A 22,816-nucleotide genomic window follows, 5' to 3' on the forward strand; every position below is an offset into this window, starting at 1 on the left:
TTCTTTTTTCGCTTTATTTCTTGTTCGTGTCTTTGTTGTTGTTTTTGCTACATTGGTTTATCACTTTTACGATTTGTTTTGTGTTTTTTTTTTTCGAGCCGTAGATGGCATACGAGATGGATTCTCGTTATTGTAGTTCAGTCTTGTGCTCTTCCGTTCTTCTCTGGCTCTGGTTCTGGCTCTGGCTCTGGCTCTGGCTCTGGCTCTGGCTCTGGCTCTGGCTCTGGCTCTGGCTCTGGCTCTGGCTCTGGCTCTGGCTCTGGCTCTGGCAAATCAAGTGTCACATCCGGCAGCAACAGTTCAATCGGATCTTCCGTCTCTTCTTCAACCTGCGCTGGCGGAGCAGCTTGCCTGTGCGCCAGCACATCCTCATCTTCCAACGCCCATGAGGCCAAGGGGTCGTCCTGCAACTCTGGCACCGGTTCGGGCGCCTCGACCTGGGTCGGCGGCGCCAAAGCAGCGGGTTCGGCGGCAGTCTCCGTGGCGGGTTCGGCAGCAGGCGCCAGGAAGTCACCAAAGTTGCTCAGCAGCGTTTCGCGGAAATCAAGCATCCGCTTGTCACTGAAATCGTTGATTTGTGTCGCCATGAAGTCGGCAGACTCGGCAACCGGACGCAGCACGTCGCCGTCGGCCAACGTGTCGGCCGGGGCCGCAGGGGCAAGCGGCGCAGGCTGCAACACATCTTCAACCGGTTCGGCGGCTTCTACCGGCTCGGTCGCTTCAACCGGCTCAACCCGCGGTTCTGGTGGTTCCACAGCCACCCACTGCGCCGGGGCAGGCACCTCGGCCGGTGCACCGGCCCCCGGCAGCGCCACATCAAGCGCCACGCCATCCACACGCAAACTGTCCGCCGCGCGACGGAACGGCAAGGCGCGCCAAGGCACATCCTGACCGGCTTCGATGGCATCAATCCACTGACCCAAGCCTTGCAAGGCCTGCTGCGCCAGCCGAACCAGTTCCGGGCTGGCTGGCAATTGCTGCGGCAGCCAGGCGTTGAGCAGCTGCTCCATAGCCCAGGCGGCCTCGCCAAACTCGTTCAGGCCGACCATTCTGGCACTGCCCTTGAGCGTATGGAACGCGCGTCGCAGGCTGGTCTGCTGGGCCATGTCGGCACTGTTCTGCCGCAAGGCCTTGACCGCGCCCAGACCGGTCTGGGTCACCTCACGCGCTTCGTCCAGAAAGATGCTGCGCAACTCGGCGTCATCCTCTTCTTCCTCATCCGCAGCGGCGACCACCGCTGGCGCAGCCACCGGTACGGCGACACGGACCGGTTCAGGTGCCACCACGGGCGCTGCCAATACCTCTGGCACCTCAGTCGCCTGCGGCGCGGTCACCGGCGCACTGACGGGCTCAGTCAGCTCTGGCAGCGGGGTCTTTTGCCGCCCCATCACCGAGCGGAATTCACCGTCCAGCTCGTCGTAGACAAACAGCTTTTTGGCCAACTCGCGCTGGTAACTCAGCATGTCGATCAGGAAACCCAAGGCGCCCAGGCTGTTGCCCAGTTTGTCAAAAACCACCTTGTGCGCCTGCGGGTCCGCCACCGGGCTGATCAGGAACCGCTCCACACTGTCGCGCATGCGCAAGGCGGCCAGCGCCGCTTGGTCCAGGCCCAACACCGAGAACACACCACGCATTTGCGCCAAGCGGCCCGGCACCTCGTGCAACGGAAGTTGGTCGTCCGGGCGGCGGAAAAATCCGTCCAGCGCGGTTTCAACCTCACCGAGCGTGGTGCGCAACTCATCGACCACGCTGCCCATGACCTGGCGGTCACTCACGCGGCGGTACAGCTCCTCCATCCAGGCGTCCAGCGGCTCGGATGGGCCGCCCGCGAGCACGTGATCGAGCCGCTGGGCCAAGCGGTTGCCGCGCTGCACGGTCTGAGCGCTGTCGGGGTCCAGGTCTTCGTAGGCGGCTTCCAGGTACAGCACCGCGGTGGCCACTTCCATCGCCAGGGCGGTGGCCGGGGCCTGGCCTGAGCGCGTCACAAAATCCATGGCGCGCACCAGGGCCGCAGCCAATTCGCCGTTGTCCGGGTGCAATTTGACGATCGAGTCCGCCACCAGACCAAACTGGTCAGACGCCGCCTTGAGGCGGTTGACGTCCCCGCCGCTCAAGGCCGACCAGGTTTCGGTGGCTGCAGCCACCCGCTTGCGGGCCTGCGCCAGCACGGCCGGGTCAAAACGACCGAACTGCGGTTTGTCGTAGTCGATACGTACCGGCGCGGTGAAACCGTAGGCCTGATGCACCGCGCGCAGGGCCGGTGTGTCATGCACGGGCGACAAGACCGCCTGGGCGCAGAAAAACAGCAAATCGCGCACCAGCCGCTCGGAAATGTTGGCCTCGCCCCGGGCCAGGGTGCGGTACTGCAGCAGCACATGGCTGGCCGCGCGCTTCTCGTACACGTCGCTGGCACACAGGCCAAAGGCCACCACCTCAAAGTAGGCGGCACACACCATCCACCAGACGCGCGGGTTGAGCTCGGTCTGGTTGGCGGCAAACCCCAGACTGATCTCGCGCATGGCCAAAGCCGACGGCGGGTGAGCGGTTTTCACCACATTCAGAATAAAGCCGTCAATGCGTGAGCGCACCGCCGAGTCATACGGCAAGCGCCGCGCTTGGGGCGGCACCGCCACATCGATCCAGCGCCAGTCAAAGGCCCACAGGTCAGCCGGGTGGATGCGGTCGTCGTTGGTCAGCGCCAGCACATCGCGGTATTGCGGAAACAGCGCCACCGAGGACAGCGTCTTGCCCTTGAGCACCGCTTCCAGGTAGTCGGTCAGGGCAAAACTGGCGCGCTCGACCTTGAGCGCGGCCTCGTCGCTGCAAAACTCGGGCCGCTGGACAAACTTGTTGACCAGCGCCTCCATGGCGCGCAGCATCCGCGCCGGCACTTCCAGGCCGACCATTTCCAGCGCCCCCACGGCCTGGTGCAGTTGCTGGCGGGCAATGCGCAGGTGGCTGGCGTCCAGCGCGGCCAGGTCGGAGCCGCGGGACAGTTCGGCGTCACGCACAAAACGCCGCAGTGCCTGGGTGGCGCCATCCAGGGATTTGCGCAACTCATCGAGCACCCAGGCCAGTGGCCCCAGATCGTGCGCAAGGGTGGCGTTGTCAACCGTTGTTTCAGCAGATGGCATGGCTCAACCCGTCAAATGAAATGGAGATGATGCCCATCAGGCAATGCGAAAACGCGCCACCGATTGCCGCAATTCCTCAGCCACCTTGGACAGCTCACGCACTTGCGCCGCCGTGGAACGGGTGCCTTCCCCCGTCTGCTCGGTGACCGCAAAAATGTGCTGGATGTTCTCAGCCACCTCGTTGGCCATGTTGGCCTCGCGCAACGTGGCGCCGGAAATCTGTTCGATCAACTCGGCCAGCCGCCGCGACACCTGGTCGATCTCGGACAGCGCCGTGCCCGCACGGTCGGACAGCTTGGCGCCCTCGACCACACCCTGGGTGGAGCGCTCCATGGCGCCCACCGCATCCTGCGTGTCGGTTTGAATGGCTTTCACCAACGCCGAAATCTGCCGGGTGGCGTCGGCCGAGCGCTCGGCCAGGCGCTGCACTTCTTCGGCCACCACCGAGAAGCCACGCCCGGCCTCACCGGCCGAGGCCGCCTGGATGGCCGCGTTGAGCGCCAGCACGTTGGTCTGCTCGGTGATGTCGGAGATCAGTTCGGTGATTTCACCAATCTCTTGCGAGGATTCACCCAGGCGTTTGATGCGTTTGGAAGTGTCCTGAATCTGGTCGCGGATCGCGTTCATGCCGCCGATGGCGTTTTGCACCGCCTGCAGGCCCACGTCGGCCGCCTGCAGGGACTGACGCGCCACGCTGGCCGACTCCTGGGCCTGGGCCGACACCAGGTTGATGCGCTGGGCCATGTCCACCACCGATTGGCCGGTTTCACGGATTTCGTGCAACTGCTCTTGCGACGCGGCCAGCAGCTCGGTGGAGGTCAGGTCCACCTCCGCCGTGGTGCTGGCCACTTTGGCGGCGGTGTTTTGCACGTTGCCCACCAGCGAGCGCAGTTCTTCCACGGTGTAGTTGACCGAGTCGGCAATGGCGCCGGTGATGTCTTCGGTGACCGTGGCCTCCTGCGTCAAATCACCCTCAGCCACGGCTTGCAGCTCGTTCATGAGCCGCAAAATGGCGGCCTGGTTGGCATCGTTGACACGTTTGGCGTCTTGCTCCTGGCGCTGCGCTTCCTGGCGCAACGCGTCGGCCCCCGCCTGCCGCTGGCGGCTGTCAAGCAGCTGCACATAAGACAGGCCGACCGCACTGAGCAGCGCCAGCAAGGCCGCCAATACCAGCGCGCCCAAGGCCAGGGTGCCCAGGCCAGCTTGTGACGACAGGTCGCCCTGCAACAACTCCAGTTCCTTGCGCAGCGCATCGCTGTCGGCCACGATAGCCACTTGCGCTTGGCGCGCTGCCACCAGACCCGGCTGGTTGCCCAGAACCGTGCTGACCTGGGTTTGGGTGTCTTCAAACAGCTTGAGCAAGGCACTCAGTCGCTCACGCGTCTGGGCATCGCCCGAGGCGCTCAGCCGCAGCTCGGCATTGCCATCGAGCAGACCGCTGGCCAGGCGCTTGAACGCCTCCAGGTCTTGGCCCAGCAGCGCCACGGTCTGGGCACTCGCCCCGTCCAGGGTCAAAAACTCGTTGGCAGACTTGCCAATGCGCTGCGTCAGCATCACCAGTTGGCCTGCGGCAGCCACTTCGGTGGCCGGCGCATTCTGCTGCAACGTCAGGGCCGACACGGCTTCCGCCAGGTCCAGCAGTTCTGACGACTGGCGGTTGATCAAACGCAACGAGGTGCTGGTCTGGGTCAGTGTCTTTTGCTGCGCCATCACCGTGGCAGCGTTCTTTTCAGCGCGGTCCACCAAGGGCGTGATTTTGCTCAGGGTGTCCTGGTAGGGCGCACGCACCGGCGCCAGTTGCAGCTCGGCGTCACCGTTGACCAGACCACGCACCGAGCGGGTCAGCACGTTTGAACTCTCGGCCACCTCCGGGAACGCCTTGGCATCACCCACCAGCGCTTGCGACACCGACTTGGCCAGCCGCTGGGACTGCATCAGGGACTGGCCGGTGGACTTGAGTTGCTGCGCGCCGCGATCGCTGTCATGGAGGGCGAACAAGGCCGCCCCCACCAGCAGCACCAAGGCCAGACCCAAAAGAATCGACAGGGTCCGCTGGTGCCGGGCCACCGTCTGGCGGCCCAGCAACGGCAAGGCGATGGGCTCAAGATCCGCCTTGACCGGCGGCGGGACGCGCGGGCTGAGGTCTTCCAGCGACACCTGGCGGGTCACCCCCGACGGGAACTGCGACGCGGCCTGCTCGGACGACAGATCGGGCATCCCCAAACTCAGGCCCGAATCCAGAACCGAGTCCTGCGGTTTCTTCCTGAACAGGTTTTTCAAATCATCCACGACAGCCATAAGGTCACCCCAATGAGAAATTCAACGGCCAATGCTCAGGAACGCGGGCGTCTGGGACAGCGCGTACAGATCGATCTCCTGCCACGGCCGGCCCTCCCTATCCAGAAAACACTGGCCAAAATAAGGCGGCGAACCCGACGGCGCGGGCTCGGCTGACAGGAAGGCTTCTTGCCGACGCAGCCCCATCAAACGGTCGACCACCAGCGCGCCATTGACACCGGCGTCCGCATTCAGGGTGACCAGCCGCGCCTGCGCCCAGGCTGACTCATGGCGAACCGGCGTGGCCGCCGGTTCGATCAACCGCGCCAGATCCACCACCCCGAACAAGCCACCGCGCAGGTTGGCCACGCCGCAAAACCAGGCTTGGGTGTAAGGCACCGGGGTGATGGGGCTCAGCGGAAAAATCTCGCCCGACTGCGACAGCGGCAGCAGGTAGGGTCGCCCCGCCATGGTCACCGCCAGCCAGGCCACCGCCACCGCCTGGGTCTGGACCGACGCAAGCCTGCCTGCCAGACGGGTTTGGAGGTCTCTGAGGGCTTGTTTCTTGGTCATTGAGGTGCGAATGTCAGCCCAACGCCTTGATTTTTTCCATCAGTTCCTGGGCGTTGACGGGTTTGGTGATGTAGTCACTGGCGCCCTGGCGCAAACCCCAGACCCGGTCGGTCTCCAGGTTCTTGCTGGTACACATGATGATCGGAATATCCGCATATTCCGGCTTGCGGTGGATGAAACGGGTCAGCTGAAAGCCGTTTTGCCCGGGCATCACCACATCCATCAGGATCAGGTCCGGCTTGGCATCGGCCAGGCATTTGAGCGCCGCTTCACCGCTCTCGGCGGTGCGCACCGTCAACCCATGCACATGCAGCAGGTTGCTCAAAAACATCAACTCGGTTTTGGAGTCATCCACAATCAACACATCGCGAATGGTCACGCCGCATCCCCTTGTAATGCAGCGGCATGCTGCGCCACGGCCTTGAGCAACTGGTCTTTGGTGAACGGCTTGGTCAGGTAGTCCTGCGCGCCCACCATGCGGCCACGTGCCTTGTCAAACACCCCATCTTTGGACGACAACATGATCACCGGCACACCGCTGAATTTGACATTGCGCTTGATGATGGCGCAGGTCTGGTAGCCGTCCAGCCGGGGCATCAGGATGTCGCAAAAAATCAGGTCGGGATGGTAGTCACTGACCTTGGACAAGGCATCAAAGCCGTCCTCGGCCAGCATCACCTCATGCTGCCCCGCTTTCAGAAAAATCTCGGCGCTGCGCCGGATGGTGTTGCTGTCATCAACCACCAGGATTTTCAAAGGCGATCCGGTTGTATTCACCCGATGCATCTCCAGAGTTGATGTTGAAACGTGTACTGGACCGACGGTCAGATCTGCACCATCTCGAAATCTTCCTTGCGTGCCCCGCAGTCGGGACACGCCCAGTTCAAGGGCACCTGGTCCCACGGGGTGCCCGCTGGTATGCCGCTGTCCGGGTCACCCACCGCCTCATCATAAATCCAGCCACAGATCAAACACATCCAGGTTGTCGACGGGGTCACGGGTTGGGCACCTTTGAAACGGGTTAAATACAGAGCTGCTATTCCATACAGCCAGCCACCTGCACGCTATTCTGCCTCAAGAAAATTGCCCAACCACGCTTTTCGGACCCTCACCGGGCGCGGTCAGCCAGCCCGTCCGAGAGACAATGGGGGTTCGCGTCACCTGATGTGCCCCATCTGCCGCTGGCAGCACGGCACCGCAGCGACGTTTCCCCGATGTTTCACTCAAGTTCATTTTCCATGACCACTTCAACCGACCTCAACCAGACCCTGTTCGAACGCGCCAAACATGTGATTCCCGGTGGCGTCAACTCACCCGTGCGCGCCTTTCGCGCCGTGGGCGGCACCCCGCGCTTCATCAGCCGGGCGCAGGGCGCGTACATCTGGGACGCCAATGGCCAGAAATACATCGACTACATCGGCTCCTGGGGCCCGATGATCCTGGGCCACGGCCACCCGGCGGTGGTGGAGGCGGTGCAAAAAGCGGTGCTGGAAGGTTTCTCCTACGGTGCCCCCACCGAACGCGAGGTGGAACTGGCCGAAGAAATCCTCAAGATCATGCCCAGCATGGACATGGTGCGTTTGGTCAGCTCCGGCACCGAGGCCGGTATGAGCGCGATCCGCCTGGCCCGTGGTGCCACCGGCCGCAAGACCATCCTCAAGTTTGAAGGCTGTTACCACGGCCACGCCGACGCGCTGTTGGTCAAGGCCGGCTCGGGCCTGGCCACCTTTGGCAACCCCACCAGCGCCGGTGTGCCACCCGAGGTGGTGCAGCACACCATGGTGCTCGAATACAACAACGTCGAGCAGATCGAAGCCGCCTTTGCCGAACACGGCAACGAGATTGCCTGCATCATCATCGAGCCGATTGCCGGCAACATGAACTTTGTGCGCGCCAGCGTGCCGTTCATGAAACGCTGCCGCGAGTTGTGCACCCAGCATGGCGCGCTGCTGATCCTGGACGAGGTGATGACCGGCTTCCGCGTGGCGCTGGGTGGCGCCCAAAGTGTCTACGCCCAAGCCATCCCCGGCTTTGAGCCCGACATGACGGTGATGGGCAAGGTGATTGGTGGCGGCATGCCGTTGGCGGCTTTTGGCGCCAAACGCGCGGTGATGGAACACCTGGCGCCGCTCGGTGGTGTCTACCAGGCCGGCACCTTGTCGGGTAACCCGGTGGCCACTGCCTGCGGTCTGGCCACGCTCAAGGAAATCAGCCGACCCGGTTTTTACGACGAACTGGGCCGCAAAACCCAGGCGCTGATCAGTGGCCTGAAAGATGCGGCTGCCGCCGAAGGCGTGGCCTTCAGCGGCGACAGCCAGGGCGGCATGATGGGCTTCTTCCTGCTGGACACCCTGCCCAGCACCTACAGCCAGGTCATGAAAACCGACGGCGCCAAGTTCAACCAGCTGTTCCACGGCCTGCTGGACCGCGGCGTCTACATCGCGCCAGCGCTGTATGAAGCTGGGTTTGTGAGCGCGGCGCATACCGATGAGGACATTGCCAACACGGTGGCAGCGGCGCGAGAGATCTTCAAGTTGCTTCCGAAGTAATCGCAACCAGCCCTTTTTGAATAGGGGCTGGAGACAAATTTGATACAAAAAAGCGGTCGATGGCCGCTTTTTTTGTGAGTCCACGCCATCACCCTGCGTCTTGCCCTGCGCCGTGCAGATCGTGGGGTAGCCGTTCTCCGGCTTGCCCGCGGGTGAAGATGTGGGTTGACTAGATGCGCCACCTGCTTCGCCAAGCGAAAAGCGCCTGCACCCGGTCAGCCCAGACCCCGTCTTCAACAGTTTTGACCACGACGCGTGAGCAGCTTGAGGCTGATGGCTGTCAGCCAGGTCGCCGAAATGCCCGTCAGATTGGCGTTCGGTGTCAACCGTTGGATTTAGTGCAACATCAGAGATACCTGGTCCAAAAGGTTTTAGCTATCGGCGTTACCGGTTGACAACTTGTGCTCATGCAAGGCGTCTGCGTTGGATCAAAACCGGATGGCAGATTTCTCAGATCAATGGTCGTTGACCCTGTCCACGTCGTCGTGGCGTTGGTGCCCCCACGTTGGTTGGCCACTTGTATCCTGCCAACGATGGTGGTGTTGCCGGTGGTCGATAACAGATTGCCTGCGATGACACTGCCATAAATCTCATTGGAGGCGCCGACACTGATATCCCCTCCCACGTAATTTCCATTGAGATACCCACCCGCGACAAGTGCAACATTCCCGATGGAGGACGGTTTATAAGTTGACCCGTCGCACAAATCGGAGGGATAGATACCGTAAAGCCGTGTCGCAGTCGTGATGCCCTGGGCTGTTCGATTGTCCGTACAGGTTCCGGTAAAACCCGCATAGTTGGGGGAATAGACCTTGGTACTGCCTGAAGTGGTGATGTTCCCGGTTGCCGCAAAGGTGTTGATGTAAACCCCGTTGCCCACATTGAGCCCGCCCTCAAAGTAGGCAAACCCTGGGGCCATGGTCTGACCTCCAATTGACCACGCACCATTGGCGTATGTGAAACATGAGTTGTTCGCGCTGTAGCCTTGACACAAAGTCTTGTAGGGTGACACGGGTTCTGTGCAATCTCCGGACGCATCGACCGCTTTGCACAAATAGTCCTTGTATCCGTTAGAACCAATGTTGCCGATGTAGTAGCGCCCGTTGTCAATGGTGCTCACGTTTCGGACGGTAACGACCTTTTTCCCGGTGACGGGTTCAATCTCAAAGACATAATTTGCGCTGTTCTTGAGCGTGTACACGTCAACAATTGCGGACGGAACAAGGACGGGTGAGATGACCGGTGCATTGACAACGGGGATATTCACCGTGTAGCTCGGGTCCCTGGTAACGTTCATCACAGGATCCCAGGCTTTGACAACCGGTCCTGAAATTGCGCCGACAACCACACCAGACACCACTTTTTGCTGGCCCGTATAGGTGAGGCCGCTGCCACCGGTCAAAGCGCCCTGCACGCCCAGTCCATAACCGCTGCTCAACACTATTTGCCCAAGTGAATTGAGCGTCTGCACATTGCCATTTCCGGACAGCGTTGTTGTCCCGCGTGAATTAATGACCGTGGGGCCATTCTTGCCTTGATACACCACATTCCCATTGGCGTTGATGGTGCTCGCACCCTTGGATGAGGTCCAGTTCACGGCGCCTTCGGTATTCAATACACCACTGACCGTCGCGCTGCCGCCTGTCACGGAGACATCGCCCTTCGTGATGATTGAGCCGGCACTGGCGCTGCCGCCCGTGAGTGACACATCCCCATTGGCTTTGATGGAACCGATGGACGACGCAGCACCGCCTTTGAGGAGCACGTCTCCGACAACTTCAATCTCTACAACGTTGGCTGCGCCCGACAGGGTCAGATTGCCATTGCTGCAGATTCGATGGACCGTGATCGCGCTGCCGATCACCACATTGCCAGTGGCACAAATCTCATTGACCCCCGAGACCGAGCCAGACAAATCCACGTCACCATCTACCAAAAAGTTGGCGCTGGTGCCACCAACCACCGTGACGTTTCCGGTCATCTTCAGGTGACTGTTGACGTTGACTGTGGCCAACCGCGGCGGGGTGGAGCCACCACCGCCACTCGCTGCCAAGAGGGTATAGATCGCCTGAATGGTCGCCGTGGTATCTGCACCGCTGCCGGTGATATGGACGGTGATACGACGGTTGGCACTGGCATCCGTCACGATGGAAACCAGCTTGGCCGTCAGATGATCAACACCGGTAATGGACAGTGTTTTGCCATTGGGCAGACCAGCGAGTTCAGTGGACAGCGCGGTCAGTTGCGTGGCAGTCAGGGTTGTCAAATAGAGTCGGATGATCTCGACACCGTCCCATGCACGTGCGGTGGCCTGGGTGTTGGCGTGCAGGGCAAGTTGCTGTTTTTGTGCCGATCGGATGGCATTGATACCAACCGCGGTCGAGGCCAACAGCCCAACCGCCATCAGTCCGACCATCAGGGTGTTGACAACACCGGCTTGTTTTCTGATGTCCATGGTCGATCAGTTTTTACAGATATTGGGGATGCACACGTCGTTGGTGACGGTCACGGCGTTCATGCTTTGCCCGACTGTTGTGGTGACCAAGAGCACCTCGGCAGGTGCACTTCGCCCATAGGGCGCGCAGGGCGCCATTTGGGCACTGAAGCCGAACTTCTTGTCCGCGTTGAGCGTTCCTGCAGAAACCACATCCTTGATTTTGGCCGCCGTCCACGTCAGCGTGCTCCATTGCGTTGCGTCGGAACAGGCAACCTCTTGCAGCAGTTTGAGACCACCGCCTTGGCTGACGATCCCCGAACACTGGTCGGTTGTGCCGTCTTTCCAACGCCAAACCAACGCATTGCCGGCGGCCAGCGCTGTATTGATGGTGACCCCGGTGCCCGTGAGAACCCCCGACTCACTGATGGCCGCACCACTCAGCATCACAAAATCACGATTCACAGTGCCAGCACGCCCTGGTGTTGATGCACCTTCGCAACTATCCGTGTTGGCCTCAACGCCGAACCCGGCTTTTTGCATTTCCATTTGCGCCACGACCAGCCCAAGCGAAATCTGGCCGTCAATGCGGTTGGTACTCTTGGTTTGAACCGTCTGTTTGGCTTGTACCTTGTAGAGATTCACCATGGACAGAAGTGAAAAAAGGCCAATAAAAAGGCCCACCATGAGCGAGATCAGCGACATACCCCGGCATCTGCTTGGATTCATGCATCATCCTCCGGTATGAACGCTACCCTGGTCAACGGCAACGGTGCCCGATCCTCCAAACAGCGTGGCAGAAGTCACCGAGAGCCGGATTTCTTTCTCCGCTGCGGTCCCATTGGTTGGCACGGCAACACCATTGATCACTATGCTGTTGTTGACTCGATTCGTGCAAGTGACGGTGACCGCAAGCGATGTGCTAGCGACGGTGATCGGGGCTGGGGCCGTGTGACACAGAGATGGGCCCGATCCTTGCAGGAGCTGTCTTAACTGGATGGACGCTGTTTGCTGCATGGCGCTTTGGCGCTGAACCACAGTCGCCTTGGCTGAGACATAGACAGGCCCAATACCCACAATACTGACCAACACCATGGCCATCATGGCGTCAATCAGTGCATCACCTCGCTCTTTGCGTCGAAAGTGGCGTTGCGAAACATCCTTGCCAAACGGCTTAGAACAGATTTTTCTGGACACTTTTGCCACCTCGATTCACGGTTACCTGAGTTTCTGTGGTGCATGAGGTACCCGCTAGGACAGCGTCTATCGGGTAGCCCCTGTTGCCAACCCCGACACAGACAAAAGCCGCTGATGCGTCAGCGGTTTTGATCGTCGTGTTGGAACCTCCTGCCACATTGGCTTGCCACAACGCATCTTCACCGCACGCACTGGGTAGTCCCGCGTGAACATAGATCGCGCCGTTGCTGACGCAAAGCACAGCGGCCGGCGCCGCCGTATCTACGCTGCCCTCGGAATTTCTGATGGCAATGGCGCGTGCTTGAGCGTATCCAGCCTCCATTTGAGAGACGCATTCATTGATGCGCGCGTCATCGACCCAGCCGGAAGTCAGGGGTACACCAGCCATCAAAATGACGGCCATCAGCGCCAAGCCGACCATCAACTCGACCATGGTGTAGCCGACGCAGCGGCGTGAGGATATAGGCCAAGTTTTGCCCCGGATCGGGGTTGGCCACCCCACCTTGTCAACAAGAGATGTGTTTGACATCAAATCCACAAGGAACCGAAACCACAGTTTGTAGAGGTCCGGTCATTGACGCTGTTGATGGTCAACTCACAGCTTGAGAGGTCGCCTGAGCCTGTTGCCTTGAGTGTGTAGGTGTTTCCTGAGACGCTTTGGATGATGTAGGTGAAGTTGTTTTGTGCTGGTGCCCAACCGCTAAAACGTGCCTTGGTCGTGCTTGTGTCCGTTGTCACCGCAGGATAGGCCAACTGCTGCTGGTAGTGGTTTTCCATCTGCAACACAAGCGCGGCCAGATCGGCTTGCGCCGCGCGGATTTTTTGCTTCCTGACATAGCTTGAGTACGATGGCAGTGCAATAGCGGCCAAGATAGCAACAATCGCCAGAACCACCATGATTTCAATGAGCGTAAAACCGCGCGTTTTGTTGTTTTGCATGAATTTGAACTGTGGCTTTGAAATTTCTACTCTTCAGCTGACCAGCCCTCAGACCATTGGGCGGCTTGATGTTCTGTGACACGACATGGCTTTAGCGGTCTGCGTCGCTCGCCCAGAACCAGTCTGGCACACCACTGGAAACGTTTTACCGGCGACTTCTGTCGAGGCGCAACGTCTGAGCCATTTGCAGCACGCTCGCTTTCGATCATTGCCATCCGGTACCATGAATTAGAGACAGTCGGGCGGAACGGGGATTATGCACCCCCGCGTGACAAAGTTGATCACTGCACGAGGCTTGATAGGTCGTCTGGCTCTTGAAATTGGCTCGCCCGAAAACGGGCATTGGTAGCCGTCGGCAAACGCTGCACACTGGACATCCAATGAGCCTTGAATCGGTATCTTTGAGCCGTCACCCGTCACGCTCACCAACTGGAGATGGGTTGGGATGGCGGCCGATTTGGCGGCGCCGAGACTTCGTTTTCTGGGCCTGTGACAGGTGGAGGCCGCCGCCCCAACCCATTGCCTGCCACCCACGCACGTCGCAGCAACGCCCCAGGCCTATGCCAGCCTGAGAAGCGCCAACAGCACAAAACTCAGGCCAGCATCAAGCCGTCAACAAACCAACTCAGTGCCTGAAATGCCGCACGCCGCTAAACACCATGGCCACACCACGTTCGTTGGCTGCGTCGATCACTTCCTGGTCGCGCATCGAGCCACCGGGTTGGATGATGCAGGTGGCGCCTGCGTCCACCACCACGTCCAGGCCATCGCGGAACGGGAAGAAGGCGTCGCTGGCCACAGCCGTGCCCGCCAGGCTCAAACCAGCCGCCTGCGCCTTGATACTGGCGATGCGGGCCGAGTCCAGGCGGCTCATCTGGCCTGCGCCCACACCCATGGTCATGCCGCCTTTGCAGAAAACGATGGCGTTGCTCTTGACGAACTTGCCGATCTTCCAGGCAAACAGCAGGTCTTGTAACTGCTCGGCGGTCGGTTGCACCTTGGTGACCACTTTCAGGTCGGCCAGGGTCAGTTCATGGTTGTCGGCAGTTTGCATCAGCAGACCGGAGCCGACACGTTTGATGTCCATGGCGTTGCGACCATTGGCCCAGTCGGTGGCGCCACCGGGCGGCAGCGCGATCTTGAGGATACGCACATTGACCTTGGACTTGAACACAGCGAGTGCCTCGGGCGTGAAGTCCGGGGCCATCAGCACCTCGATGAACTGCTTCGACATTTGTAGCGCAGCAGCCTCGTCCAGCGTGCAGTTGAGGGCGATGATGCCTCCAAAGGCGGAGGTCGGGTCGGTCTGAAACGCTTTGCTGTAGGCCTGCAGCGCATCCACCCCCACGGCCACGCCGCAGGGGTTGGCGTGTTTAACGATGACGCAGGCGGCGCCGTCTTTCGCGGCATCAAAACTCTTGACACATTCCCAGGCGGCGTCGGCATCGGCGATGTTGTTGTAGCTGAGTTCCTTGCCTTGCAGCTGCACCGCAGTGACCAGCGAGCCGGGTGCCGGGTACAGGTCGCGGTAAAAGGCGGCGCTTTGGTGCGGGTTTTCGCCGTAACGCAGGTCCTGCAGTTTGATGAAGTTGCTGTTGGCCTGGGCCGGGAACAGCGCGGGCACCGGGGCAGTCACCGCTTCGTCAAAGGTGATGGCGGACAGGTAGTTGCTGATGGCGGCGTCGTACTGGGCCACGCGGTTGAAGGCCGCCACGCTCAGCGCAAACTTGGTGGCCAGGGTCAGCTTGCCGTCGGCCTGGAGTTCGGCCAGCACCTGCGGGTATTGCGACGCGTCGGTCAGGATGCCCACGTCTTTCCAGTTTTTGGCGGCGCTGCGCACCATGGCCGGGCCACCGATGTCGATGTTCTCAATGGCATCTTCGAGCGTGCAACCGGGTTTTGCCACGGTGGCCTCAAACGGGTAGAGATTGATCACCGCCAGGTCGATGGTGTCGATGGCATAGGCCTTGAGCGCGGCCATGTGTTCGGGCAGATCGCGACGCGCCAGCAGGCCGCCGTGCACCTTGGGGTGCAGGGTTTTGACACGGCCATCGAGCATCTCGGGGAAACCGGTGACACCAGCCACCTCGGTCACCGGCAAACCGCTGTCGGCCAACAGCTTGGCGGTGCCGCCGGTGGAGATCAGCTTGATGCCCAGCGCGTGTAAGGCCTGGGCAAATTCGACGATGCCGGTTTTGTCAGAGACGGAAAGAAGTGCGTTCATGGTGTCGGGGTGGTTGGAAAGGAAAGTGGCCTGGGTCTACAGATAAAAACTGGTTACGACCCTTATCAATAAAGGGCTGGCAGCTATCAATCGATGAGCTTGTGCTCGAGCAGTTTCTTGCGCAAGGTGTTGCGGTTCAGACCCAGCCATTGCGCCGCTTTGGATTGGTTGTTGTCGGCGCGCTGCATCACCACTTCCAGCAAGGGCTTTTCAACCACGCTGATGAGCATGTTGTACATGCCATCGGGCTCGCTATGACCCAGGTCGCTCAGGTAGCCCTCCACGTTGGTGCGCACACATTCTGCGATGTGCAGGGGTTTCATCGGGTTGTCTCCATGTTCAAGGGGTTGGTGCTGGACACCTGCACCGGCAGACGGTCCATGCGCGCATGCAGCGCATCAAAAAAGTAGGCCACGGCGGCCAGTTGCAGGTCGCTGTCGTCCAGCGTGTTCATGTGGGCGCGGAAATCCTCGCCGTCCGGTAGCGCCTTCACATACCAGCCAATGTGTTTGCGGGCGGTGCGCACGCCCAGGTATTCGCCATACAGCGCGTAGTGGTCCTGCAGGTGGTCCAGCAGCAAATGCTTGACCTCAGCCACCAGCGGCGGCGCCAGCAAGGTGCCAGTGGCCAAGAAATGCCCGATCTCGCGAAAGATCCACGGCCGACCTTGCGCCGCGCGGCCAATCATCAGCGCGTCGGCGCCGGTGGCGTCCAGCACCGCGCGCGCCTTGTGCGGGCTGTCAATGTCTCCATTGGCCACCACCGGCACACGCACCGCCGCCTTCACCGCGGCAATGGTGTCGTATTCGGCCTGGCCTTTGTAACCCTGCTCGCGGGTGCGACCGTGCACGGTGAGCATCTGCACCCCGGCCGATTCGGCGGCGCGGGCAATCTGCACCGCGTTTTTGTGCGACTCGCTCCAGCCGGTGCGCATCTTGAGGGTGACCGGCACGCCGTGGGGGGCACAGGCCTGCACCACCGCCTCGACAATCTGCAGCGCCAGCGCTTCGTCTTGCATCAGCGCCGAGCCGGCCCACTTGTTGCACACTTTGCGCGCCGGGCAGCCCATGTTGATGTCGATCACCTGCGCGCCGTGGTCGATGTTGAAACGGGCGGCGTCGGCCATCATGGGCGCGTCGGTGCCGGCGATTTGCACCGCAATCACACCCGATTCGCCAGCGTGGTCGACGCGCCGGACGGTTTTGCTGGAATTCTGCAGATCAGGCCGGCTGGTCACCATCTCGCTGACCGCATACCCTGCGCCCAGGCGTTTGCACAGCTGACGAAACGGGCGGTCTGTCACACCGGCCATGGGCGCCACAAAATAGGCGTTGGGCAACAAATAAGGGCCGATGTTCATGCAGGAGGAAGGAAAAGTACCGTGGAATCAAAGCGTTTTGCCGACGCACTTCACTGACCGGCGCAGGCGGGCAAGGGATATGGGTCGGGATGGAGGGGCATTCTAGCTGCTCAAAAAAGCGGCACCGCGGTCCGCCTCGTCGCGCACCCATCGTCTGGTCTGTCCTCACGGACTTTGGGGACGGGTGGGCATTCCTATACTCTCGCACCCATGGATGTCTGGCTTGACCCTCTTCTTAGTTGGCTGGCCCTGCCAAAATTCGGCTTGAGCAGCCTGTTTGTGGTGTCGTTCGTGTCGGCCACGCTGCTGCCCATGGGGTCCGAACCAGCGGTGTTTGGCCTGATCAAGCTCAGCCCACACCTGTTTTGGCCGGCCGTGGGGGTGGCCACGGTGGGCAACACGCTGGGCGGCGCCGTCACTTGGTGGATGGGGCTGGCGTCACACAAAGTGGTTGACCGCTACCAGCACTCGCCGCATCACCTGCGGGCGCTGGTCTGGCTGGAAAAGCTGGGCCCCAAAGCCTGTCTGCTGGCCTGGCTGCCGGTGGTGGGTGACCCGCTGTGCGGGGTGGCGGGCTGGCTCAAACTGCCGTTCTGGCCCTGCCTGGCCTACATGGCGATCGGCAAGTTCGCCCGTTACCTGACGATGACCGCTGCGCTGCTGGGGATGTTTGGCGGCTGATCAGGCCCGGCGTGCGGCTAACGCACTTCCAGGCTGCTGCGCCTGCTCTGACTTCTGCAGCGACAGCAAGCCCTGCATCACATCGCCCACCACCATCACGCTGGGGCTGGCAAGCTGTTCACGCTCGATGGTGCTGCAGAGTTGGTCCAGCGTGCACACGGCATGGCGCTGGCTGGGCAGGCTGACGTTCTGGATGATGGCGACCGGGGTGTGCGGGCCCAGGCCTTGCAAAAGCGCCTGCTGGATGGCACGGGCGCCACGCACGCCCATGTAGATCACCAGCGTCAGGCGGGCCACCTGGGCGGTGTGGGCCAGCAGGGCAAAGTCGGTGCCGCTGCTGCCGGGTTTGGCGTGGCCAGTGACAAACACCACGCCGTGGGCGTGGTCGCGGTGGGTCAGCGGCACCCCCAATGAGGTGGCGCCCGCCAGTCCGGCGGTGATGCCGTTGAGCACCTCGACCGCGACGCCTGCGGCTTGCAGGTGTTCCACTTCTTCACCGCCGCGGCCAAACACAAATGGGTCGCCGCCTTTGAGGCGCACCACGTGTTCGCCCTCAGCCACGGCCATCAGGATGAGTTTGTCGATGAAGGCTTGCGGGGTGGATTGGCAGCCACCGCGTTTGCCCACGCGCACGATGCGGGCGCTCTTGGGTGCCAACGCCACCACCGCGTCGCTGACCAGGTCGTCCACCAGCAGCACGGTGGCGCCCTGGATGGCTTTGACGGCCTTGACGGTGAGCAGCTCGGGGTCACCCGGGCCGGCGCCAACCAGGGTGCAGCGGCCGGGATGGGCCGCAGATGTCGGCCATGCAGCAGCCCCAGGCGAAGGGGTGGACGCCGCCGCGCGGTGGGCTGCACGGTTGACGATGCTGAGGGTGGTTGGCTTCATGAGGGTGTCCGCAGGGTGTGGCAGAGCTGCACGATGTGGCGCACTTGCCGGGTGATCGGTTCTGGCACGGGTTGTTGCCCGGCCAGCACGGCTTGAATCCATAACGCGGTGGTGGGGGCGTCGGGTGCGGGCAAGCTCGGCAGTGCGGCCAGCGCACCGGCCTGCACGTCTTCGACCTGACGGGCATGACCCTGGTGCAGGGCGGTCATCGCCGGGGTGCGGCGCGCATCGGCGACCGGCTCGCCCTCGGTGCCGCGCAGCAGCAAGGCGTTGGCCTGGGTCAGTTCCAGCGTGGCGGCCATCGACACCGCATATTCGGGGTGGGTGTAGCTGCCCACCACCACGGCAGGATGGGTGCAGGGGTTCAGCAGTTTGACCAGGCTGTGGGCGCTGTTGCGCAGGCCCACCACTTGGCGCACATCCAGCAGGCGCTGCAGGCCCGGGCACAGCAGCGCGGTTGGTACCCACTGCACGCTGCCAGGTACGGTGTTGCCGATTGCGGTCTGCGCTGCGATGCCCAAGGCTTCCAGCACGCTTTGGGCTGAAACGCGACCGGCTTCGGTGCTGCAACCATGCACCACCACCGCCAGGCCCTCGCGCGCCAGCAGCAAGGCCAGCAACGGGGTCAGCACCGGCAGCTTGCGTGCGCCGTTGTAGCTGGGCAGCACCACGGTGGGGCCCGCAGCATTGGGAATTTTGTGCAGCCGGGTGTCCAGCGCGTCCAGAAACCCGGCCATCTCCACTGGCGTTTCGCCCTTGATGCGCATGGCGATGACAAAGGCACCCAGCTCCAGGTCCGTCACCGCGCCGTCCAGTACCTGACCCATCAGGTCCGCGGCCTGGGCGCGGTTCAGCGAACGCGCGCCGTCCCTGCCGCGGCCAATGTCCTTGATGTAATTTTTGATGCTCATGGGCGCGATTGTCCGGGACGGTTGATAACCATACGTTATGAGTTTATGGGCGCGCGCGGCGACGCCTGCCGCATCAGGCGCTGCAACTGCGGCACACAAGAGCCGCAATTGGTGCCGCATTTGAGCGCGGACTGCAACGCCGACAACCGGTCTGGCGGCGCGGCATCACAGGTGCGCAGAAAGCGGTCAATGGCCACGTCGGTCACGTTGAAGCAGGTGCAGACCTGATGCCCGTTGGCGGCCACCGGCACCGGCGGCACGCGCCCCGGCGCCAGCAGCGCCTGGCCAAATTGCTGCGTCGGCAAGCTGTCTTTGAGCAGCGTGCTGATCCAGGCCTCGGCGCCGGTGTCGCCCGCCAGCATGAAGCCCTGCAGCAGCGTCTGTGCGCCGTCATGGTGCAGGTTCAGGGCGCGGCGCTGGCCACGCTTGGTGTCGCAGTAGCGCAAGATATCGACGCCATCCAGACCCAGCGCCGCCTCCACTTGGCATAACAAGCCTTCGCCCGGCGATGTGGCGTGGGCAGCGCGAAACAACACACCGGTGCGTTCACGCCCAAACGGCACGCAGGTGGCAAAGGCCAGTTGCGGCATCAGCGCCACCAGCTTTTGGCGGGCGGTGTGGGCGGATTCAGGTGGCAACCAGGCCAGCGCCAGCAGCGTCCAGGGCAGGTCAAGCTTGTCCACCTTGACAGCGGCGTGTTTGAACTCGGGCTGTTTGGAACTGGGGCAACAGGCCGAGCTGGTGAGCGCATTGACCCCGGCCAGCGGCTGGCCGTCGGTGCCTTGCCCGCTCAGCACCTCGCTACCCCAGTGCATGGCCATGAAAACCTGTGTCGGCGCGAGTTCGTCACTGGCCTGCACCGGCACCAGCAGGCTGCCGCGTTGGCTGGCGACGCGCACCAGATCGCCGTCCGCCAGACTTTTGCGGGCCATATCCTGCGGGTGCATTTGCAACACGGGTTCGGGCACATGGCCAAACAGGCGGCCCAACGTGCCGGTGCGGCTCATGCCGTGCCACTGGTCGCGCAGGCGCCCGGTGTTGAGCGAAAACGGGTAGGCGGCGACGCGGGCCTCGGCCAGCGGCTGCCAGGCCACGGCGGCAAAACGCGCCCGGCCGTCGGGGGTGGGAAAGACACCGTCTTCGTAGAGCCGGGCCTGGCCGAGGTTTGGGTAGCCCGACGCTGGTGCCACCGTTGCGCCTGCGGCTGTGGCAGTGCGCACGTCGAGGGGCTCCGCGCCTCTGACCGGATGGGGACTTGGCAACGTGGATAGCCTGACTTGGCGCGCGACCGTCTGATCCGTACACGGCCATTGCTGCGGGCCGTGGCTGTCGAGCAGCGCGTAACTCAGGCCGGTGATGTCCAGGTCGCGGCCCCGGGTGCTTTCGCGGTGCTCTTGCCAGATTTGTTCGGCGCTGCGGTACGGAAACAGCGTGGGCTGGCCAGGGCGCAACGCCGCTTCGAGCCGCTGGCCGATCTGCTGGGCGATACGCCAGTCAGGCCGTGGGCCGTCGTTCGGCAAATTCGGGTGCACCGGAGCGGGCACGGCGGCGCGCATGCGACTGATGCGGCGCTCAGAATTGGTGACGGTACCGTCTTTTTCACCCCAGGTGGTGGCGGGCAGCAGCAGGTCGGCGTAGTCGCAGGTGGCGGTGGTGGCAAACGCTTCCTGGACGATGACAAATTCAGCCCGCTGCAAGGCGCGGCGCACGGTGGTCTGGTCGGGCAGGCTTTGCGCGGGGTTGGTGCAGACGATCCACAGCGCTTTCACCTCGCCGTCTGCCGCCGCCTGGAGCATCTCGATGGCGGTGCGTCCGGGTTTTTCGGGCACGCTGGGCACGCCCCACAGCGCAGCGACTTCGGCGCGGTGGACCGGGTTGGCCAGGTCGCGGTGGGCGCTGAGCAAATTGGCCAGGCCGCCCACTTCGCGCCCGCCCATGGCGTTAGGCTGGCCGGTCAGGCTGAACGGGCCGGCGCCCACCCGGCCGATTTGCCCGGTGGCCAGGTGCAGATTGATGAGCGCGGCGTTTTTGGCGCTGCCGCTGCTGCTCTGGTTCAGGCCCTGGCAGTACAGGCTAAGCGTGGGGGTGCGCGCGCGGCCATCGCGCCCGGTGAAGAACGTGCCACGTGGCACGCTGTCGGCTGCTTCACCCACCACCGCCCCGGTAGCGTCGCCTGCCGCAGCCGCCAGACTCGTCACATCCAGCCCGGCGAGCCAGCGCGCGGCAGTCAGTAAATCGGCTTTGGGCAAACCGCACAAGACCGACACGTGCTCAGGCGTGAACTCGCGCACGGCGGCTTTGAGCGCCTCAAAACCGCTGGTGTGTGCTGCGATATACGCCGCGTCGACCCAGCCCTCCCACAACATGATGTGCAACAGGCCGTGAAACAAGGCGATGTCGGTGCCGGGCAACAACGGCAGGTGCAGGTCGGCCTGGGCCGCGGTGTCGGTGCGCCGCGGGTCGGCCACGATGATTTTCATGGCCGGGTTGGCGGCCTTGGCGTCTTCAATGCGGCGGAACAGGATCGGGTGCGCCCAGGCGGTGTTGCTGCCGGCAAGAAACAGCGTTTGCGCGTGCCCGATGTCGTCGTAACAGGCTGGTGGCGCATCGGCGCCCAGCGTCATCTTGTAGCCCGCCACCGCACTGCTCATGCACAGCCGAGAGTTGGTGTCGATCTGGTTGGTGCCCAGCAGGCCTTTGACCAGTTTGTTGAACAGGTAATAGTCTTCGGTGAGCAACTGGCCGCTGACGTACACGCCCAGCGCGTCGGCGCCATGCTGCTGCACGATGCTGCTCAGACGCTCGGTGGCATGATCCAGCGCCTTGGCCCAACTGACCGGCTGGGGCGCCGCACCTCGGCTGGCACGGATTTGCGGCATGAGCAGCCGGGTCTGGCGCGCCAACTCAGGGGCGGCGGTGTGGGCCAGCGTGGCGCCTTTGGTGCACAGGCGGCCCAAGTTGGCCGGGTGGTCCGGGTCGCCGCGCACACCGGTGATCTGCGTGCCCTCCGACTGGATGATGACCCCGCAGCCGACGCCGCAATAGGGGCAAACCGAGCGTGTTTCCGTCATGGCGTATCTTTCTGGCGCAAGGAGACGCTTGAGTGACGGCTTCAGGCGCAGGCGCCAGCCGCCGCACCGGGCCGCCCCCCCAAGCAAGGCTGTGCCCCCTCGGGGGGCAGCGACCCACGTAGCGGCGGAGCGTGGGGGTCGACAGTGTGTCGGGTGGGGCCGGCTACCGGGCGCGTCAGGTCGGTGGCGTGGCTGGCCAGCTCGGCGCTGTTCAGAAACACCAGCCCGATTTCCAGCTTCACCGCGAACTTGGGTGTACAGCCCACATCGGGTGCCGCCGCCTGGCCAGTGCACAACCCAATCGTCCAGTTGTGCAGCGGGCAGGCCACGCTGCTGCCAAACACGATGCCCTGGCTCAGCGGGCCGCCCTTGTGCGGGCAGCGGTCGAGCAAGGCAAACACCTCGTCCTGGTCGTTGCGGAACACGGCCACGTCCAACCCGTGGGTGCGGGTGACACGGCGGGCTCCCAGCACGGGGATGTCTTCGAGGCGGCAGACGACTTTCCATTCGCTCATGATGTTCTTTCAATTTACTATATGTTTTATAGCTTCTTTAGCAATAAATACGGGGCCAGGAGC

The 22,816-nt window shown here is 62.5% G+C and carries 18 protein-coding genes and 1 pseudogene; 2 read left to right on the forward strand and 17 right to left on the reverse strand.

Features of this window, described 5'->3' with window-relative positions; all coding sequences use genetic code 11:
• Window positions 1-137: 137 nt before the first annotated feature.
• From LHU53_RS16875 to LHU53_RS16900, 6 genes are read right to left on the reverse strand one after another with little or no spacing between them, the layout of a single operon-like run.
• On the reverse strand, window positions 138-3,134 hold the full coding sequence (locus LHU53_RS16875; RefSeq protein WP_227333962.1) for an Hpt domain-containing protein: 2,997 nt from the start codon (window positions 3,132-3,134) through the stop codon (window positions 138-140).
• Window positions 3,135-3,170: 36 nt separating this feature from the next.
• A complete protein-coding gene (locus LHU53_RS16880) occupies window positions 3,171-5,432 on the reverse strand; it encodes a methyl-accepting chemotaxis protein (RefSeq protein WP_227333963.1) in 2,262 nt (753 codons plus the stop codon).
• A 21-nt stretch (window positions 5,433-5,453) separates the two neighbouring features.
• On the reverse strand, window positions 5,454-5,984 hold the full coding sequence (locus tag LHU53_RS16885) for a chemotaxis protein CheW (protein WP_227333964.1): 531 nt from the start codon (window positions 5,982-5,984) through the stop codon (window positions 5,454-5,456).
• A gap of 13 nt (window positions 5,985-5,997) precedes the next feature.
• Window positions 5,998-6,363, reverse strand: a complete 366-nt coding sequence (locus LHU53_RS16890) for a PleD family two-component system response regulator (RefSeq protein WP_370632338.1) — start codon at window positions 6,361-6,363, stop codon at window positions 5,998-6,000.
• Window positions 6,360-6,761, reverse strand: coding sequence for a PleD family two-component system response regulator (locus tag LHU53_RS16895; RefSeq protein ID WP_370632339.1), 402 nt, complete (start codon window positions 6,759-6,761; stop codon window positions 6,360-6,362). The genes LHU53_RS16890 and LHU53_RS16895 overlap by 4 nt, the downstream gene beginning before the upstream one ends.
• A 47-nt stretch (window positions 6,762-6,808) precedes the next feature.
• The gene (locus LHU53_RS16900; protein WP_227334036.1) at window positions 6,809-6,961 is read right to left on the reverse strand and encodes a rubredoxin; all 153 of its coding nucleotides are present in this window, start codon (window positions 6,959-6,961) and stop codon (window positions 6,809-6,811) included.
• 261 nt (window positions 6,962-7,222) lie between these two features.
• Between LHU53_RS16900 and hemL the strand changes: the two genes are divergently transcribed.
• A complete protein-coding gene (hemL, locus tag LHU53_RS16905) occupies window positions 7,223-8,533 on the forward strand; it encodes a glutamate-1-semialdehyde 2,1-aminomutase (RefSeq protein WP_227333966.1) in 1,311 nt (436 codons plus the stop codon).
• Window positions 8,534-8,879: 346 nt separating this feature from the next.
• On the opposite strand, the gene LHU53_RS16910 is transcribed toward hemL, so the two are convergent.
• From LHU53_RS16910 to dusB, 7 genes are all read right to left on the reverse strand, one after another.
• Window positions 8,880-10,988 (reverse strand): hypothetical protein, encoded by a 2,109-nt coding sequence (locus LHU53_RS16910; protein ID WP_227333967.1) that lies wholly within the window; start codon window positions 10,986-10,988, stop codon window positions 8,880-8,882.
• Window positions 10,989-10,994: 6 nt separating this feature from the next.
• Complete coding sequence (locus tag LHU53_RS16915) at window positions 10,995-11,672, reverse strand: PilW family protein (protein WP_227333968.1); 678 nt, start codon at window positions 11,670-11,672, stop codon at window positions 10,995-10,997.
• 469 nt (window positions 11,673-12,141) lie between these two features.
• Complete coding sequence (locus LHU53_RS16920; protein WP_227333969.1) at window positions 12,142-12,693, reverse strand: Tfp pilus assembly protein FimT/FimU; 552 nt, start codon at window positions 12,691-12,693, stop codon at window positions 12,142-12,144.
• Window positions 12,693-13,103, reverse strand: a complete 411-nt coding sequence (locus LHU53_RS16925; protein WP_304621939.1) for a type IV pilin protein — start codon at window positions 13,101-13,103, stop codon at window positions 12,693-12,695. The genes LHU53_RS16920 and LHU53_RS16925 overlap by 1 nt, the downstream gene beginning before the upstream one ends.
• 625 nt (window positions 13,104-13,728) lie before the next feature.
• Window positions 13,729-15,327, reverse strand: coding sequence for a bifunctional phosphoribosylaminoimidazolecarboxamide formyltransferase/IMP cyclohydrolase (gene purH, locus LHU53_RS16935; protein WP_227333970.1), 1,599 nt, complete (start codon window positions 15,325-15,327; stop codon window positions 13,729-13,731).
• 86 nt (window positions 15,328-15,413) lie between these two features.
• Window positions 15,414-15,650 carry a helix-turn-helix domain-containing protein gene (locus LHU53_RS16940; RefSeq protein ID WP_227333971.1) on the reverse strand — a complete coding sequence of 79 codons (237 nt, stop codon included), beginning with the start codon at window positions 15,648-15,650 and terminating at the stop codon, window positions 15,414-15,416.
• Window positions 15,647-16,687, reverse strand: coding sequence for a tRNA dihydrouridine synthase DusB (dusB, locus tag LHU53_RS16945; RefSeq protein WP_227333972.1), 1,041 nt, complete (start codon window positions 16,685-16,687; stop codon window positions 15,647-15,649). Before dusB ends, LHU53_RS16940 begins: the two co-directional genes overlap by 4 nt.
• A gap of 210 nt (window positions 16,688-16,897) precedes the next feature.
• Between dusB and LHU53_RS16950 the strand changes: the two genes are divergently transcribed.
• Window positions 16,898-17,368, forward strand: a complete 471-nt coding sequence (locus LHU53_RS16950; protein ID WP_227333973.1) for a YqaA family protein — start codon at window positions 16,898-16,900, stop codon at window positions 17,366-17,368.
• Here LHU53_RS16950 and cobA read toward each other — a convergent pair whose 3' ends face one another.
• The 4 genes and pseudogenes from cobA to nirD form a co-directional block, all read right to left on the reverse strand.
• Window positions 17,369-18,256, reverse strand: a complete 888-nt coding sequence (gene cobA / locus LHU53_RS16955) for a uroporphyrinogen-III C-methyltransferase (protein WP_227333974.1) — start codon at window positions 18,254-18,256, stop codon at window positions 17,369-17,371. It lies immediately after the preceding gene.
• Window positions 18,253-19,167 (reverse strand): DNA-binding protein YbiB, encoded by a 915-nt coding sequence (ybiB, locus tag LHU53_RS16960; RefSeq protein WP_227333975.1) that lies wholly within the window; start codon window positions 19,165-19,167, stop codon window positions 18,253-18,255. Before ybiB ends, cobA begins: the two co-directional genes overlap by 4 nt.
• A 35-nt stretch (window positions 19,168-19,202) precedes the next feature.
• Window positions 19,203-22,238 carry a nitrate reductase gene (locus LHU53_RS16965; protein ID WP_227333976.1) on the reverse strand — a complete coding sequence of 1,012 codons (3,036 nt, stop codon included), beginning with the start codon at window positions 22,236-22,238 and terminating at the stop codon, window positions 19,203-19,205.
• 140 nt (window positions 22,239-22,378) lie between these two features.
• Window positions 22,379-22,753: pseudogene (nirD, locus tag LHU53_RS16970) on the reverse strand (nitrite reductase small subunit NirD); the annotation flags it as partial.
• Window positions 22,754-22,816 lie beyond the last annotated feature (63 nt).

This window comes from Rhodoferax sp. U2-2l (assembly GCF_020594515.1).
In the GTDB taxonomy this organism is placed as follows: Bacteria; Pseudomonadota; Gammaproteobacteria; order Burkholderiales; family Burkholderiaceae_C; genus Rhodoferax.

What these genes read in the sequence shown, in the direction of transcription:
- LHU53_RS16915 (WP_227333968.1), bottom strand. Translation starts at nt 11,672, where the DNA reads ATGTCGCTGATCTCGCTCATGGTGGGCCTTTTTATTGGCCTTTTTTCA.
- LHU53_RS16950 (WP_227333973.1), top strand. Translation starts at nt 16,898, where the DNA reads ATGGATGTCTGGCTTGACCCTCTTCTTAGTTGGCTGGCCCTGCCAAAA.
- LHU53_RS16875 (WP_227333962.1), bottom strand. Translation starts at nt 3,134, where the DNA reads ATGCCATCTGCTGAAACAACGGTTGACAACGCCACCCTTGCGCACGAT.
- LHU53_RS16925 (WP_304621939.1), bottom strand. Translation starts at nt 13,103, where the DNA reads ATGCAAAACAACAAAACGCGCGGTTTTACGCTCATTGAAATCATGGTG.
- dusB (WP_227333972.1), bottom strand. Translation starts at nt 16,687, where the DNA reads ATGAACATCGGCCCTTATTTGTTGCCCAACGCCTATTTTGTGGCGCCC.
- LHU53_RS16880 (WP_227333963.1), bottom strand. Translation starts at nt 5,432, where the DNA reads ATGGCTGTCGTGGATGATTTGAAAAACCTGTTCAGGAAGAAACCGCAG.
- hemL (WP_227333966.1), top strand. Translation starts at nt 7,223, where the DNA reads ATGACCACTTCAACCGACCTCAACCAGACCCTGTTCGAACGCGCCAAA.
- LHU53_RS16885 (WP_227333964.1), bottom strand. Translation starts at nt 5,984, where the DNA reads ATGACCAAGAAACAAGCCCTCAGAGACCTCCAAACCCGTCTGGCAGGC.
- LHU53_RS16910 (WP_227333967.1), bottom strand. Translation starts at nt 10,988, where the DNA reads ATGGACATCAGAAAACAAGCCGGTGTTGTCAACACCCTGATGGTCGGA.
- LHU53_RS16920 (WP_227333969.1), bottom strand. Translation starts at nt 12,693, where the DNA reads ATGTCAAACACATCTCTTGTTGACAAGGTGGGGTGGCCAACCCCGATC.
- LHU53_RS16965 (WP_227333976.1), bottom strand. Translation starts at nt 22,238, where the DNA reads ATGACGGAAACACGCTCGGTTTGCCCCTATTGCGGCGTCGGCTGCGGG.
- ybiB (WP_227333975.1), bottom strand. Translation starts at nt 19,167, where the DNA reads ATGAGCATCAAAAATTACATCAAGGACATTGGCCGCGGCAGGGACGGC.
- purH (WP_227333970.1), bottom strand. Translation starts at nt 15,327, where the DNA reads ATGAACGCACTTCTTTCCGTCTCTGACAAAACCGGCATCGTCGAATTT.
- LHU53_RS16940 (WP_227333971.1), bottom strand. Translation starts at nt 15,650, where the DNA reads ATGAAACCCCTGCACATCGCAGAATGTGTGCGCACCAACGTGGAGGGC.
- cobA (WP_227333974.1), bottom strand. Translation starts at nt 18,256, where the DNA reads ATGAAGCCAACCACCCTCAGCATCGTCAACCGTGCAGCCCACCGCGCG.
- LHU53_RS16900 (WP_227334036.1), bottom strand. Translation starts at nt 6,961, where the DNA reads ATGTGTTTGATCTGTGGCTGGATTTATGATGAGGCGGTGGGTGACCCG.